10 protein-coding genes are annotated in these 15,954 nt (G+C 59.2%); 3 read left to right on the plus strand and 7 right to left on the minus strand.

Annotated elements, in window-relative coordinates:
* Window position 1 precedes the first annotated feature (1 nt).
* From ACUCCZ_RS03585 to ACUCCZ_RS03595, 3 genes are read left to right on the plus strand one after another with little or no spacing between them, the layout of a single operon-like run.
* Window positions 2–1,693, plus strand: coding sequence for a ribonuclease J (locus tag ACUCCZ_RS03585; RefSeq protein ID WP_435918052.1), 1,692 nt, complete (start codon window positions 2–4; stop codon window positions 1,691–1,693).
* A 39-nt stretch (window positions 1,694–1,732) separates the two neighbouring features.
* On the plus strand, window positions 1,733–4,603 hold the full coding sequence (locus tag ACUCCZ_RS03590) for a restriction endonuclease (protein WP_435918051.1): 2,871 nt from the start codon (window positions 1,733–1,735) through the stop codon (window positions 4,601–4,603).
* A 48-nt stretch (window positions 4,604–4,651) separates the two neighbouring features.
* Window positions 4,652–4,831: a hypothetical protein gene (locus tag ACUCCZ_RS03595; protein ID WP_435918050.1), complete on the plus strand. Its 180-nt coding sequence runs from the start codon at window positions 4,652–4,654 to the stop codon at window positions 4,829–4,831.
* Window positions 4,832–4,998: 167 nt separating this feature from the next.
* Here ACUCCZ_RS03595 and ACUCCZ_RS03600 read toward each other — a convergent pair whose 3' ends face one another.
* The 7 genes from ACUCCZ_RS03600 to ACUCCZ_RS03630 all read right to left on the minus strand — a co-directional run bounded on the left by ACUCCZ_RS03600 (window position 4,999) and on the right by ACUCCZ_RS03630 (window position 15,929).
* Window positions 4,999–5,997 (minus strand): DUF3644 domain-containing protein, encoded by a 999-nt coding sequence (locus tag ACUCCZ_RS03600; protein WP_435918049.1) that lies wholly within the window; start codon window positions 5,995–5,997, stop codon window positions 4,999–5,001.
* Window positions 5,998–6,042: 45 nt separating this feature from the next.
* Window positions 6,043–8,781: an SNF2-related protein gene (locus ACUCCZ_RS03605; RefSeq protein WP_435918048.1), complete on the minus strand. Its 2,739-nt coding sequence runs from the start codon at window positions 8,779–8,781 to the stop codon at window positions 6,043–6,045.
* Window positions 8,782–8,904: 123 nt separating this feature from the next.
* Window positions 8,905–11,562 (minus strand): restriction endonuclease, encoded by a 2,658-nt coding sequence (locus ACUCCZ_RS03610; RefSeq protein WP_462981547.1) that lies wholly within the window; start codon window positions 11,560–11,562, stop codon window positions 8,905–8,907.
* A 330-nt stretch (window positions 11,563–11,892) separates the two neighbouring features.
* Window positions 11,893–13,638, minus strand: a complete 1,746-nt coding sequence (locus tag ACUCCZ_RS03615; RefSeq protein ID WP_435918046.1) for a site-specific DNA-methyltransferase — start codon at window positions 13,636–13,638, stop codon at window positions 11,893–11,895.
* A gap of 54 nt (window positions 13,639–13,692) precedes the next feature.
* Window positions 13,693–13,872: a hypothetical protein gene (locus ACUCCZ_RS03620; protein WP_435918045.1), complete on the minus strand. Its 180-nt coding sequence runs from the start codon at window positions 13,870–13,872 to the stop codon at window positions 13,693–13,695.
* 147 nt (window positions 13,873–14,019) lie between these two features.
* Entirely contained in the window at window positions 14,020–14,253 is a 234-nt protein-coding gene (locus ACUCCZ_RS03625) for a helix-turn-helix domain-containing protein (RefSeq protein WP_435918044.1), read from the minus strand.
* Window positions 14,250–15,929, minus strand: a complete 1,680-nt coding sequence (locus ACUCCZ_RS03630) for a DUF2326 domain-containing protein (RefSeq protein WP_435918043.1) — start codon at window positions 15,927–15,929, stop codon at window positions 14,250–14,252. The genes ACUCCZ_RS03625 and ACUCCZ_RS03630 overlap by 4 nt, the downstream gene beginning before the upstream one ends.
* Window positions 15,930–15,954 lie beyond the last annotated feature (25 nt).

The raw sequence follows: 15,954 nt of genomic DNA on the forward strand, positions 1-15,954 counted from the left end.
CGTGGCTAATACTGGATTGACGACACCCCCGGACCTGCAACCGGACGTTCTGCGCATCATTCCCCTCGGCGGCCTGGGAGATGTCGGACGCAACATGTCGTGCTACGAAATCAATGGGGAGATCCTTCTCATTGACTGTGGGGTGCTCTTCCCGGAGGATGACCACCCCGGCGTCGACCTGCTGCTGCCAGGACTGGACTACCTCGACGATGAGAAGCTGGCCAAGGTGAAGGCGCTGGTGCTCACTCACGGCCACGAGGACCACATCGGGGCCGTGCCCTACTTGCTCAAACGTCGTCCCGACATCCCGATCTACGGGTCCAAGCTGACCTTGGCGCTGGTTGAGGCGAAACTGCGTGAGCATCGCATCAGGGGATACAAGCTCAATGTTGTTCACGAAGGCGACGTCGCCGAGGTCGGCGAACAGTTCGACCTAGAGTTCATTGCCGTCAACCACTCCATCCCTGACGCTCTGGCAGTGTGCGTCCGTACTGACGCCGGAACCCTCATCAATACCGGCGACTTCAAGATGGATCAGCTGCCGCTGGACGGCCGCATCACCGACCTGCGTACCTTCGCACGTCTTGGTGAAGAAGGTGTCGACCTGTTCATGGTCGATTCCACCAATGCCGAGGTGCCGGGCTTCGTGAAGTCCGAGACCGAGATCGAGCCGGCCATCGAGAGGGTTTTCGAGAAGGCGGACAAGAAGCTCATCGTCGCCTGCTTCGCCTCTCACGTGCATCGCGTCCAGCAGGTGCTCAACATGGCGGTCCGCCACAACCGCAAGGTCTGCTACGTCGGTCGATCCATGGTCCGAAACATGGCGGTGGCTCAGGAACTGGGTTACCTCCATGTGCCGGACAACACCGTCATCGAGCTGCGTGAGCTTGATCATTACCGTGACAACGAGGTGGTCATCGTCTCGACCGGGTCCCAGGGGGAGCCACTGTCAGCCCTGGCCCGAATCGCCAACCGTGAGCACCGCGACATCGAGGTGGGGGAGGGCGACACCGTCCTGCTGGCCTCCTCCCTCATCCCTGGCAACGAGAACGCCGTCTACCGTGTCATCAACGGTCTGACGAAGCTCGGTGCGGCCGTCGTCCACAAGGGCAATGCCTTGGTCCACGTCTCCGGCCACGCCGCGGCGGGCGAGCTGCTGTACGCCTACAACATCGTGCGTCCGCGCGCGGTCATGCCGATTCACGGTGAGGTGCGTCATCTGGTCGCCAACGCCGACCTGGCCAAGGCCACCGGAGTCGATGAGAAGAACGTCGTCCTCGTTGAAGACGGCGGGGTTATTGACCTCGTTGACGGGGTACCGCGTGTGGTGGGCAAGATCGACGCCTCCTACATCCTCGTCGATGGCTCTGGGGTGGGTGAACTCACCGAGGACACCCTCACCGACCGTCGGATCCTCGGGGAGGAGGGATTCTTGTCAGTCGTCACCGCGGTCGACACCCGCTCGGCCACTGTGGTGTCCCGTCCGGCGATTCAGGCTCGCGGCTTCGCTGAGGACGACTCAGTCTTCGCGGAAATCACCGACCAGATCGTCACCGAGCTTGAGAACGCCATGAAGGGTGGCATGGACGACACCCACCGGTTGCAGCAGGTGGTCCGTCGGACCATTGGCCGGTGGGTCGCACGGTCGTTGCGGCGTCGACCGATGATCGTGCCGGTTGTCGTCAAGATCTGAGGTCTTCGACGCTGGAGCCGACTGTACAAGGAGAATCGGGTGGCTACTCGAACTACTGTCCATCATGTTATTGAGCAGTTCCGGCAAGAGCCTTCGGCGGCGCGGCGGGGGGCGCGCTTTGAGGACCTCATGGTGTCTTACTTCCAGACGACGGACCCGACGCTGTCATCCGAATATGACGAGGTACGCACCTGGCCCCAATGGGTCCACAACGAGAACACCCACGACTCTGGTATCGACTTAGTGGCCCGTAATCGCTCCACTGGTGAGTGGACAGCGATCCAGTGCAAGTTCTATGACCCTGGCCACGCTTTACAGAAGCAAGACATTGACTCGTTCTTCACGGCGTCGGGTAAGGCATGGGACCACGTATGGTTCACTAACCGCATCATTATCTCAGCCACGGATCAGTGGTCGACACACGCAGAGAAAGCGCTCGAGGATCAGTCCATCCCCGTCCAGCGCATCGGCCTGACCGAGATCGCCGAGTCCCCCATCGACTGGATGCAGCAGTCCCGCGACAGCCTGAACTTCGAGCCACGACGAGCTGTGCGTTACGGGCTGCGTCCCCACCAGAAGGAGGCCCTCGCCAAGATCCACGAGGGATTCCAGACCCACGACCGAGGCAAGTGGATCAGCGCCTGCGGTACGGGCAAGACGTTCACCTCACTGAAGCTTGCAGAACAGATGTGCGCCGAGAATGGCGGTCGGCTCAAGGTACTCTTCCTGGCCCCCTCCATCGCCCTGGTTTCTCAGACCCTGCAGGAATGGATGGCCCAGTCCCAGACGACTATCCGGCCCATGGTGGTTTGCTCCGACACCCGGGCTTCCAGGAAGGCCGAGGACATCACCACCCACGACATCCCCATCCCCACCACGGACGCGGCCCGGCTTGCCGAACAGATGGCGGTCGGTGGCCGCCGGGGCAAGCAGATGATTGTGGTGTTCTCCACCTATCAGTCCATCGACGTCGTCGCCCAGGCCCAGCGCATCTCGGGTGAGCAGTTCGACCTCATCTTGTGTGACGAGGCCCATCGAACCACCGGTGCCTCCCTTGTCGGCGGCCAGGACGAGTCCGCTTTCGTCAAGGTGCACGACAACACCTATCTGCCAGCCGCCAAGCGGCTGTACATGACGGCGACTCCTCGCATCTATGGTCAGGAGGCAAAGAAGAAGGCCGAGGAAAACTCCGTCGTGCTGGCTTCGATGGATGACGAGTCCCTCTACGGCCCCGAATTCCACCGCTTGGGTTTCGGGGAGGCCGTAGAGCGTAATCTGCTTGCCGACTACAAGGTCATGATCCTGTGCGTAGAGAACGCGGCAATTGCCGACACCTTCCAGTCCCAGATTGCTGATGAGACCGGCGAGATCGGTTTGGACGATGCCGCCCGGATCATCGGTTGCTGGAACGGTCTAGCCAAGCGCACAACCGATATGGACTTCGGGCCCCACCCGGTGCCGATGCAGCGTGCAGTCGCATTTGCCCAAAGCATCAAGGCATCCAAGGCCTTCGCCGCCACGTTCCCGCAGGTCACGGAGGCCCTCTCGGCTGATGGCGGCCTCGACACCCCTGCACTGGAGGTGGCGTCGCACCACGTCGACGGCACGATGAACGCCCTCGATCGTGGTAACGAAATCGCCTGGCTCAAGGCACCCATCCCGGAAGGAGAGTGCCGCATCCTGTCCAACGCCCGCTGCCTGTCGGAGGGCGTCGGCGTGCCTGCCCTGGACGCCGTATTGTTCCTGGCACCGCGCAACAGCCTGGTAGACGTCGTGCAGTCGGTGGGCCGCGTCATGCGGAAGGCCCCCGGCAAAGACTACGGCTACGTCATCCTCCCAGTTGCGATCGATTCCAGCGAATCACCTGAGAAAGCCCTGAACAACAACAAACGATTCAAAGTGGTCTGGGACGTCCTCAATGCCCTACGCGCCCATGACGACCGGTTCAACGCGATGATCAACTCCATCGATCTGGACAAGGACACCAAGGGCAAAATCGGCATCAGTGTCTTCGGCGGCACCGCTCCCGACACCGGTCACGACACCAACGGCTCGCGGGCTGCCATCCAGCCGATGCTGTTCCAAAGCCAGATGCGTGACGCGATCCTCGCGCGGATCGTCAAGAAGGTCGGCGAGCGCGACTACTGGGATTCCTGGGCCGACGATGTCGTTCACATCCATTCCAACCAGGTCACCCGCATCACGAGTATCTTGGCGCAGGCCCGCGCCACCGATGGTCCGCTGGCTGGTGAGTTCGACACCTTTCTCTCCGGGTTGCAGGCCACAATTAACGACTCCATCACCGTCGACGGTGCGATTGACATGCTGTCCCAGCACCTCATCACCCAACCGGTGTTCGACGCGCTATTTCCCACCGGCAGCTTTGCGCACACCAACCCGGTATCGGTGAGTATGCAACGCATGATCACTGCCCTGGAGGGGCAGGGGCTGCAGGCCGAGACTGACGCGCTGGCCGGTTTCTACGCCTCGGTGCGTCGCTCCGCATCAACGGTCGAGAGTCCGGCGGGTCGGCAGACGGTTATCCACCGGCTCTACGAGGATTTCTTCAAGAAGTCCTTCCCCACTCAGGCCGCTAGCCTCGGAGTCGTCTACACCCCGGTCGAGGTGGTCGACTTCATTTTGCGTGCCGCCGATCAGATATGCCATGAGCAGTTCGGCTTCGGCCTTACTGACAAGGGGGTTCACGTCCTCGACCCATTCACCGGCGCTGGAACGTTCATCGTCCGGCTCTTGCAATCGGGGATTATCGATCCGGCGGATTTGGAGCGCAAATATGGCGTCGACGGACATGCGGGCGAGCTGTGGTGCAACGAGATCATGTTGCTTGCCTACTACATTGCCTGCGTCAACGTCGAGACCACTTACCAGTCCCTGCTGGCTGAACAGTAGGGTGTCGAGGCGGCGAAGGTTGCCTACCAGCCTTTTGGTGGTGCCACATTGACCGATACCTTCCAGATCAGTGAGGACGGGGACAAAGCCGACACCAGCCTCATCCCGGCCAACAATGCTCGGATCGAGACCCAGCTTGCCACCCCGATCAGGGTCATTGTCGGCAAACGTTGGTTGTCGCTATTGATACGAGATAACGGTGTGTGCGAGTACGCGTTAGCCGCTTAAAACCTGCTGGAAGGCAGGATCTAGGGAATCCGTGTGCTGCTCGCGAGCATTCTCGCGGTAGTAATGACAGGGGCGTTCGGGCGTCTTCCGCCTGAGCTACGGCACCATTTGTACCCACCAGGAGCACTGGAAGCCGTGGCGTCAAAATGTATCAGGGGGTGTTCGCCCTACTTCTTCCCGTGTCGTTTCTCCCGCAGGTAGTTCTTGTATTCCTCGCGTACTTGCTCGTATTCTTCATCGGTTTTGTTCTTCAGAAAGCTCAGCGCGGCTCCCGACCAAACGCAGGTTTGGTTGTGTTTGCCTCGCCAGACGTACGTGCCGTCCTCACGCAGCTGGTACTTCCAGGCCATGCAGGTCAGGTCATGGCTAGTTAGCTTCCTTCCGACCTTCCTAGAACGGTTCACTCGGTCGATCAGTTCTGTTGCTGAGTACGGGTGCGTTTCATTGGGGTCGGTTTTCCGCTGTACAACTGTGGCAGTGGCGTCGGAGTTGATAGCGACTTGGAAGTCAGCGCGACTGATTTTCTTGCCTGACTGCATGTTGTATTCCTGCACCACTGCGATGCGACCCATATCAGCTCCAAGGTCTTCCGCCTCGGCGATGATCCGGCGTAGGTCGCCGATGAACTCCTCTACGACTTGTGTAGATCCGCCATCTCCGTCCACCCGCAGTGATCTGACCATTTCGCTGGGCGTGGTGGCAGCTAGCGGTAGCAATGTCCACGTGATGTCGTCCGCTAGGTCCTTGCCAAAGACCGTAAGCACGAAGTCCCGGTAATTGATGATGCTCTGCTGCAGGAACATGTAGAGGATCGTGCCCAGGTCCTCGGAGACGTATAGGTGAATGGTCTTATTTCGGTAATCGGTAAGAACGTGCAGGTTGGCGCGTACGCCGTCCCCGTCCACGGTGTCTGGCCACAAATGGAATGCTTCCATGTCGGCTAGGCAGCGCTCGAGAGAGAAGGATCTGTAGTCCTCTCCGCGCTTCTTCTTGTAGAAGATATTCTTCCGGGATTTTCGCAATGCCGCCTTTAGAATGAGTTCCCACGCATTGACGACCAAGACGGTGACAACCTGCTCCCGGTACGTTGTCTGCGGCTTGTTGTAGACCTCGATCGCGGCGAGCATCGCGGCGCGTGAATTGTCGCAGAGCTTCTTGTGTGACACGTACGGTCTAGCCATCAGTCGCACCTTTCTCAACGACACACATCGTCAGATCACCTCCCAGGTGATGGTGAACAGTTCGCGACGGTTCTCGCTGGCATTAAGGGCATCGCGGGCGCTGTCGAGGTACTCCTCGGACTCGTCGCGCAGCCGGTTGCGTTCGGTGCGGTATTCATCCTCGGCGTCGTCGATCTTGCGTCGCCACTGGCGGGCTTCTTGCTTGAGCTTGAGCTCTTCGGTGGCGCTGGTCGCCTTGCGGGCGGCCTTTTTCGCAGTGGTCTCTTTGGCTTGGTATTCGCGGATCTTCGCGTCAAACTTCGCTTTGTGGTCCAGACGGGCTGCCTCGATGAGTTCTTCCTGCTGGAGGAAAAACCCAGCGTTGCGACCCTCCACGTCTTGCCCAAGCTCAGCGCGTTGAGCGTCGAGGGCGTCCTCGAACCCGGCGTCGTCAACCGCACCTGCGGTGATGTTGGTGCAGGCGAGGTCGAGGAGGTCGCGGACCTGTTCATGGTCCATCGGGGTGCCATCGTCAATGAACCCGGCGCTCAGCAGGTAGGACTCGCGCAGTTGTTGCTTGCCTGCCTTCATGGTGAAGGTAGCTTCCTCGATCCGCAACCGCCCGGACTTCTTCTTGAGCCGCTTCGCGACCGTCGTGGCGCGTTCGGAGCCTTTGACCTGAAACGTGAGGTGGGCCGGTGGAGTGTCGTGGTTTTTCGCATGCTCGATCACCCACGCACATAGCTCACTGGCATACCGGTATTGGTGTGCGCCTTTGCGCGGCTCGGACTTGAAGTAGTACTCGCCGGTCGGGATGCCCTCTTCTGGGGCGTCCTTGAGGGTGAATTGGGTGCCGGTCTCGTTAAAGGTGGCGATGTTGCCCAGCTCGTGGCGCGTGACTTCGATGAGGAGGCGCTCGAAGGCGTTGAGGACGACGCCGGTTTGGGCGTCGTAGGACTTGAGCTTGTCACGCACCTTCGGGTCGAGGTTGTCGAACACCTTGGCGCGGGTCTTCTTCATCTCCCGATTGATCTGCTTCGCATACTTCGCTTCGAGCGCAGTAAAAGCGGCATCGATCTCGGCAGAGGTCTTGCAGTTGTCAAGGATGTGGGCGATGTTCTTCTCGAAATCCAGGCCGTCTTCGATCTGGCCGAGAACCTCGTCGGAGGCGCCGAACACGGAGGTAAACAACTCGAACTTCTCCGTGAGTAGCTCCAAGATGCGCTCTTCGGCGAGGTTGCCCTTGTTGGAGAAGTTGACGACCACGACGTTGTGTTTCTGCCCGAAGCGGTGCACGCGGCCAATGCGCTGCTTGATGCGTTGCGGGTTCCACGGCAGGTCATAGTTGACCAGCATCGAGCAGAACTGCAGGTTGATACCTTCGGCGGCAGCCTCGGTCGCGATCATGAGCCGACCGCGTTCACGGAACTCATCCACGAGGGCTTTACGCCGGTCCGCAGCAGGAATACCTGTGACAAGATCACCGCCCTCGTTCTCCTCGAGCCACCGCTTGTAAATCGAGTTGGCTTCCGGGCTGGTATTGGTGCCGTTGAACAAGACGAGGCCTTCGCCCCATCCGGCCTCGGTGAGGGATCGGGCGAGGTAGTCCTGGGTGACGGTGGAGTCGGTGAAAATGATCGCTTTCTCCGGCGCACCAATCTCGCGCAGCTTCGCAAAGCCCTGTTCGAGCGCATCAACCAGCTTCACAGCCTTCTGGTTGACAGTAATGGAACGGGCAAGCGCCGCGAACTCGCGCAGCTCTTCGACTTCGCTGAGCATCGCCTGGCGCTGCTCCGGGTCAATAACCTCAGAGGTGACCGGGGTGTTTTCTGCTTCTTCCCGCAGCTCGCTGGTGACATCTGGGTCACCGACGAAACCACCGGCGTCGTTGCGTCGGCGTCCGGCGCGGACTTCCGCTTCGAGGCGGTCTGCGGTGCGCTCCAGAGTGGAGGCGACGGCGTAGGAGGAGGAGCCGAGGCGTTTGCGCATGATCAGCGCGGACAGGTGGCGTTGGGATTTCGCGAACGCCCACAGAAACGGCCGCTGCAGGTACTCGTTGATCTTGTCGTACAGCTCGATCTCGGCATCGCTCGGGGTAAACGCGACGGTCAGCGGCATGCGCTCGGTGAAGCGAATGTACTTATCCGCATCCTTGCGAAGCGTCCGTTTCGCCACCATCGCGACCCGCTGGGCGAGGTCGTCGTTACCGACCCCGTCAGGGTTGTCCAGGTAGCGTTCCTTGAATGCCTCGAGAGAATGGAAGTAGTCCGGCGCGAACACCGAGACCAGCCCGTAGAGTTCCTCGAGCCGGTTCTGCAGCGGCGTCGCGGTGAGCATGACGGTGTTCGAGGCGGCGCGGCAGATGCGGGCGACGTTTGCAGCGATCTTGGCTTGCCCGGTCCAGTGGGAGCGCAGGCGGTGGGCTTCATCGCAGACCACGAGATCCCAGGTACGGATCATCTTCGTAGTCTGCGAGTTCGCGAACTCATACGAGCAGATCAGGATCTGATCCTTCGCGCCAGGACCGGTCAACTCGTCGATGTTGGTGCGGTCGAGCAGGCTTGCAGGGAGGGCGAATTTTTCGTCGAGTTCCTGCTTCCACTGCTGGCGCAGCGACGATGGCGCGATGATGAGGATGCGCCGGTTGCGCTGTGCCCAGTATTGGGAGATGACGATTCCGGCCTTGATCGTTTTACCAAGCCCGACCTCGTCGGCAAGGATCACCCCGTCCAAGAACGGGGTTTGGAGGGCGAACAGGGCGGCGTCGACCTGGTGGGGCTTGGGCTCCACCTGCGCATCGAACAGCAGCCCAGCGAGCTTGCCGACATGGTCGGAGGCATAGGAGCGGTCGAGCTCGTGGGCGTAGAGCTTGGCCTGATAGTCACTCACATACTGCACGCTAGGTCGCTCCCCTTAGATTTCCCACCGTTCAGGGGCCGACACCGCATAATCCACGCCGATCGCGGCGAAGTGCTTCATCGCGGCCTTGATCTTCGCGTTCTCGTTCGGGCGGCGCTTCGCCGGGTCCTGGCTCGACTTCGTTTCCCTCACCAGGTACAGGTGCTCGGTGCCGTCCTCAACCTTGATGATCGCCCAGTCCGGGTTGTAATCACCCACCGGTGTAGGCACTCGGAACTTGTCGGGCAGTTTCATGAACAACTTGATGTCCTCACGCCCATCCAGGTATTGGGCGAACTGTCGCTCCACTGCCGAGTCGAGCACGAGGTAGTCGAAGTCCGTCTTCTCTTTGTTCGTGACCTTGTACAGCTGGTCGATGAAACGATCCTTCTCCTCCAGCCCATCGGCCTGGAGTTCGCGCAGCTCGTAGATGGAGCCGCCGATCGGCTCATACTGGATCCCATCGATGAGGGTGTGGGCGAGCTCGGTCTCGATGCGCTCGGTGACCATCTTGATGAAAGCATTCGGGTTCGTGAGGAAATCTCCGATACGGCCGGAGCCGATCAGGATCTCGATGATCGTCTTCCTGGTCAGTGAGGTCGCCTCCTGCAGCTGGCTGATGATGTCCGGCAGTGGGTAGGAGCCCGTGAGCACGGTGGACCGGGAGCCCAGTTCCGTGCCCTTCGGGCCGCCACGCGTGATCTCAAGCCCCGTGCGGGTGACCTGGATACGGATCGGATCGATCTGCGGCGCCTGCTGAATACTCGCCACACTTCGGCTGATGAGGTCCGCTCGGTTGAGGGCGACCCGGTAGGTGGTGCGCGCGGTGATTGCTTCCCAGAACTCTTCGAACTCGGGGGTGGCGTAGACCTGCTTGTTGAGGGTGCGGGGCTGGCGCTTGCGCTTCTGCTTGATAATCGTTTCGATCTTGCAGCCATCGACGATCCGGATGACGTCTTCCTCGTAAACCGCGAACTCTTCAGGAAGGTTTACGGTGAAGCCCAGCTGGTCTGGCACCCACGTGCCCATCACCTCACCTGCGGCGTTGATGTAACCCTGGCTGTGGAGCGACTCCCAGATCTCGCCAGAGCGCTTCGTCCCCAACCGCATCTCCTTACCAGTGACCTCATCAACAACAGGCAACGCAGCGAACTCGGTCCGACGCACGTATCCGATCGCCACACCAGCCTGCTTGTACTCATCTTGCAGCGCGGACGCGAATGCCTTGTAGGACTCGTTCGCCACGACAGTGAGTTGTGCGGTGCCCGCATCCTTGATCCGCTCACCATCCTGGTTCACGGGCAGGCGCAGGCCGCGTCCGATAGTCTGGCGGCGCTCGGTCTCGGTCGACATGTCGCGCAGCGTGCAGATCTGGAACACGTTCGGGTTATCCCACCCCTTACGTAAAGCGGAGTGGGAGAAGATGAACCGTACCGGCTCATCCATACTGAGCAAGCGAGACTTGTCCTTCATGATCAGCTCGTAAGCGTCATCATCGGCCTTCGTCTTACCTGTCGTGTCCTTGAACGTGAGCTGGGCGTTCTTACCCTTCCCGGCCTTCATCTGCGCGAAGTACCCCGAGCGCACCTCCACCGGATCCTCGGGCAGGAACGCGTGCGAGGCCGGGTTCTTCGCTCGCTCCTCGACATAGATCGCGTCGAAGGCCTCGGCGAACGGGCCGCGTGCATCGAGGTTGTTGATGCCCTCTCCGAGGTAGGAGGCGACCTTGTCGATGAAGAATAGCGACAGCACTTTGATACCGTGCTCGTGAACCTGGGTCTCCTTGCGGATGTGCTCACGGATGGTTTCGCGGATCATCTCCCGGAACACAGCGTCCTGGTTATCGCCAATCGCCTCACCCACCCGCAGATATCCGTGGTTGGTGAGCTCGATTTGCTCGGGTTGGATGCTGATCTCGTTGATCCGCCAATTCCCCTCATACGCCGGATTACCACCAGAAAGTCGCTCCAGATCGGCACCCTGGGTGGCGGAGACCTTCCGTTTGGCATACGAGCCATCTTTCTTACGGCAGATCAACTCCAGGCTTGCTTTGAACGACGGGTCGCGCTTGACCTCCAGCAACTTCACATACGGCTTCGCCGCGCTGCCCATCTCCAGGGCGTCGGAGACGACGATCTTCTTCACCAACTCCAGCCGGTGCGCATCCAGCGGATCGAGCCGGTACACCACGTTGCGAGTGGTCCGGTGGGTTGCCGAGTAGCGCAGTGTGCACAGCGGGTTTAGGTCGGCGACGGCGGACTGGGAGAGCTGGGACTCCATGTTTTGCGGCTCGTCCATGATGACGATCGGACGTGTCGCCTGCAAGAAGTCCAGAGGCCGCAGTCCTGAGAGCTTGTCGCGCATCTGGTGGATGATGCGGGTGTTTTTGTCGCCTTTGATCGAGTCGATCGTCATCACCAGGAACTGCAGCGACGTGGCCGTGGCAAAATCCCGTACGTCCTCAGCTCGGTCACCGGAGTAAACGCTGTAATCCATGTTGATTTGCGGGTACAAGTGGCGGAAGTGCTCGCGCATCAACTCGATGCTCGTCTTCACGCCCTCACGGATCGCGACCGACGGCACCAAAATGATGTACTTGTGGAACTTGTACTTCGACGCCAACTCGAACGCGGTACGCAGGTACACGTAGGTCTTGCCGGTGCCGGTTTCCATCTCGATGTCGAACTGCGAACCATCAACCAGGCCCTTGTTGATCTCCAGGCCGTTGCGGTCCTGCACCCGGCGCAGATTCTCCACGATCGTGTCCTCGTCTAGGACGAGGTTGTTGCCATATGCGCCGATCTCTTCGAAGATGTCGAAAGCTTCCTGGTTGCCAAAGTCCGGCAGGTCCAGGGACTGCTGGGGCGGAAGATGTTGCAAGCTCGTCAAGAGCTGGTCGGCATCGGCAGGCTGCCCATCGAACAGATCCGTGACAGCCTCGATGGCGCTGGTCTGGTAGGGCTGCCGGGGATCAAACTGAAAACGCATCACTCAGTCCTCGCCTTACGCCGTCCACAGATCAACATTGCGGGTGCGGCACTCCTGCACCAGATTCGTCTTCAGCTCATCATTGCCCTGGAACGCATCCTCGAGGGTCACGAGCCGCTCGGGCTCTTTCGCGACCAGTGCACGTAGCTGATCCAGAGTCGGCTGCGTGTGCTCATCGAGATAGGCCATCACGAGGCCATCGGCGACACTGAACACAGTGAGACCCTCAACGTCCACAGTTTCGATCTTCTCTGTCAGCGAGAATCCCAGCTTCAACAACACCTCAGTCAGCAGCGCCTCGGGGCGGGCATGATCAGCAGCCGAATCAGCAAGATCTGCGAACAAACCAACCAGGTCATCTTCGGAGAGACCTGAGTCTGCCTTCCACTTCGTGAAATTCGTGTCCACGAGCTTGTAGGCACGGAAACCAATATCCAGCGTGTCTGTGCGGCCGTCAAGCTTTGAACCTTCTTCCTCAAGGATCTTCTTGCCCGCTAGACGGATACGCTCACGAGAAATCCGAGAAATTGTTTCGTATCCTGCTCTGTGAGCGTCGGATTGTGCGTCAGTTAGTTCTGGGAGCTGAACTAAAATACAAGAGCGGTGGTCACCTGTTTCGGCATTTGACGCAAACACGGCGTGCGCTGTGGTCGCGGATCCAGCAAAAAAGTCCAAAACTGTGTCGCCAGACTTCACCCCGGACGCTTCAAGGAGAACCTGGATCAGTTTTACAGGCTTAGGGTGATCAAAGTAAGTCTTAGGTATGCCGACACTTTCTAGATCATTTGCGCCGGTTGTTGTTGTTAGGCCAGTAATTGTGTCCTTCAGGATCGTCTGATCGATGGAGCGCACTTTGGTGTAGACACGCCACTTGCCATCACCAGCCTCGCGAAAGTAGAGCTCACTACCTTCCTCAGCAATCTTTTCGCGACTCCAGCGAAAAGCATGGTAGTTATGAGTTCCGTTATTGTTCTTCTTTGGTGGTATTTTCACGAATCCCGGGTATAGGTGAACCTCGCTTCTGTCTGCAGTTCTCACTTCTCCGCTGTTGGGGTCGTAGTAGATGTCAAATACTAGATTGGGGCGAGTCTCTTCATTGAATTTTGAATTTGAATTGTAAAGCTCGTTCTTGACAATAAAGGGGCCGAGCTCGTCGGAATTGAGCTCATAGTCGAATCCTTTGTATGTTTCCGGCATCAATGGCTTTACTAAGTTAATTCGCACATCAAACTCGGGGGCAAATCGTCGATCTCTCGCATAGCAGAGTATGTACTCTTTCGTGATTGCGGCACCATTGGCTGAAATCTGTCGACCCTTAGGGTTGCTTACCCAAGCAAACGTATTCACATAGTTGCTTTCGCCAAATACTTGATCGCAAAGTGTCCTTAGCGCGGTTTGCTCATTATCGTCAATGCTGATGAAGATCACGCCGTCATTCTTCAAGAGATTTCGCGCAAGTTTGAGGCGTGGGTACATCATGTTTAGCCAGTTGGAGTGGAAGCGTCCGGCGGATTCGGAGTTGGTGGAGAGCTTGCCGCTTTCGTCGATTTGGCCGGTGAGTTCGAGGTAGTTGCCGATGGAGTCGGCGTAGTCGTCGGCGTAGACGAAGTCGTTGCCGGTGTTGTACGGCGGGTCGATGTAGATCATCTTGATCTGCCCGTAGTAGTGCTTTTGGAGGATCTTGAGCACTTCGAGGTTGTCACCCTCGATGAAGGCGTTCTGGGTGGTGTCCCAGTTGACTGAGTTCTCCTTGTCTGGCATCAAGGTTGCGGTGGTGGGCGTTTGGGCGGCGCGAATTGCATCGCGCTTGCCCGGCTATGTCAGACCGAATCGCTCCCGACCTTCCTCGACATCTATGTCGAGAATCGTCTTGAGAGTGTCGAGATTAATCTTTCCATCGGCTACAACCTCAGGAAAGAGTTCAGCGAGCTGGGATGCGGCTTCCGTGGTGAAGTCAGGGGTAGTACTTGAGACTTCGTTAAGTTCTTCGGTCATTGCTTGCTCCATGGGTTCGTGAAAGTCGGGGTGCCTGCGGCGGTACTGCCGCTGAATGCTGTCTGATTGGTCGGCTCCGGTGCCGGGCTGCGTGGGCGCATTCCCATTGCCCGTTTCTCCAGGTAGAGACCGGCGGATGTCAGTCCTCTACTCATCGCGCTCGCCTTTCTCGTCGTGGCTGGCTGGGGCGATCGAGGCGATTTGTTCGAGGTTGCAGTTCAGTTCGGTACAGATCCTGGCAAGAACCTCTGTAGTGACATTGCCGTCTTTGCCCATCTTGGCGATGGTGGCTGCGGACAGGCCGGTGGCGAGTCGGAGGTCTTCTTTGGTCATGTCGCGGTCGATGAGGAGTTTCCACAGTGGTTTGAAGGTGATCTTCATTGCTCCAGGTATCCTTCGCTGGCCTGCGGGCTGTCAGAGTCGGTTTCGGTGTTCCAGGTGAAGCCGTAGAGGGCCGCGGCGCCTTCGCCGAGATGGATGACTTGGGCTGGGGCGACGCGTTCTTCGGCCTTGGTGCCGTAAGCCTTGGTGGCGTCGAAGGAGAAGAACACTTGCTTCGGCTCGCCCGCTCTGCTGGTGAGGTTTGCGGTGTTGGTGTAGACGGCAAGGAGTTCCGCGACGGGAGCGAATGCAATCAGTTTGATGATGGCTGAGTCGTGGATGAGGAACGGCAACGGTGTGGAGCGCAAGACGGCGATGTCGAGAGCAACGAGGTGATTGAATTTCGCACCGGAGCCGGTGTCGCCGTTGTGGTCGAAGGTGTAGGAGACGCCTTTGGTGACGGCTTTGAAGGTGAAGATCGGGGCCGTCCGTGGTTCGCTTGGATACAAGGCGTCCATCACGTCTCGCATCTCGGCGTTGATCTGCGTGGTGAGTTCACCGAGCGTAGCGGGGATGCTTTCCTCGATCTCCTTCTTGAGGGCTTTGCGTTCTTCTTTGAGCTTCTGGTTGTGGTCGAAGGTGCGGATCTGCTCGTCAAGCTGGGTGATCTTCGTGTGCAGTTCGAGGGAGCGTTGGTAGGTTTCATCATCGAGTTGCACGGATTCGCCGAGCGAGACGATCCTTGCTTGCTGTGCCCGGATTTCCCGCTTCAGGGCCTCGACCTGCGTGGTGTAGAGGCGGCGTTGTTCGGTGAGCTGTTCTTCGAGAATGCCGGTGAGAGCATGGTGGTAGTACTCGACGGTTTCCAGGTGCTCGCGGTTTGCATGGGGGAAGTAGGTGTAGAACTCTTCGAGATCATCGGTGGTGATGCGAGTGCGACCAGCGAGGGTGGCTTCCACGATCGCCAGCTTCCCTGTCAGCTGGTCGAGTTGCTCAGTCAAGGGCCGCAGCTGGGCGCGGAGGAGCTGTTGTTCTTGGCGGGCCTTGCGGTCGGCATCGAACAGGTCAAGATCGGCCTGTCGATGGACACGCGTTGCCTCAGCCTTCGCTTCAGCGAGCTCACGCTCTGCCTGGTCGCGGTCGGTCTTTTTGGTGAGTTTGATGTAGTTGGAGTACTGGCCCTTCGCCATCGCATCGAGCGCATCGACCTCGCGGCGCACTCTTGCGTATCGGTCCTGGATTTCCTCTATTTCCGCATACGCACCAAACAACCGTAGTAGCGCTGCCGCGCCGCTGGTGTCGCTCTCTCGTGGGGCTGCGGCGAGGGGCTTGTCGAGCATCGCAATCCCGGATTCATCGACGCGGGAGAATCGGCCCACCAGGTCGCGCCACGTGGTGCCCGCCTCGTCGAGTCCGTAGGAGGTGAGCAGGAAACCCATGTACTTATCGATCGACATCTCGTCGCCGGGGATAGTCCAGCCGGGGTCTTGGTAGGTGGCGACGAATCCGGGACGTGAGGTGTCGCGGGAGAAGTGGTGGTTAGTGCCGTGGATGCGCAGCGTGAAATAGATGATGTGGTGTCGTACCGCCGTGGCCATCGTGACCGCATCCGAGCTCAAGAAATCGCGGCCACCGTAGACGAAGTCGATGATTTGCAGAACGGTGGACTTGCCGATCGAGTTTTGCGCCCCGTCTGCGCCTTCGATGATGTTCAGCCCGGCATGGAACTCAATCACCGGCCGTTTCTCACCGTGGTGTTTG

The sequence above is a fragment of the Cutibacterium nasicola genome (assembly GCF_052654715.2).

Coding starts and splice junctions, on each gene's coding strand:
- ACUCCZ_RS03610 (WP_462981547.1), bottom strand. CDS start 11,562: ATGGAAACCGGCACCGGCAAGACCTACGTGTACCTGCGTACCGCGTTC.
- ACUCCZ_RS03615 (WP_435918046.1), bottom strand. CDS start 13,638: ATGCCAGACAAGGAGAACTCAGTCAACTGGGACACCACCCAGAACGCC.
- ACUCCZ_RS03620 (WP_435918045.1), bottom strand. CDS start 13,872: ATGACCGAAGAACTTAACGAAGTCTCAAGTACTACCCCTGACTTCACC.
- ACUCCZ_RS03625 (WP_435918044.1), bottom strand. CDS start 14,253: ATGAAGATCACCTTCAAACCACTGTGGAAACTCCTCATCGACCGCGAC.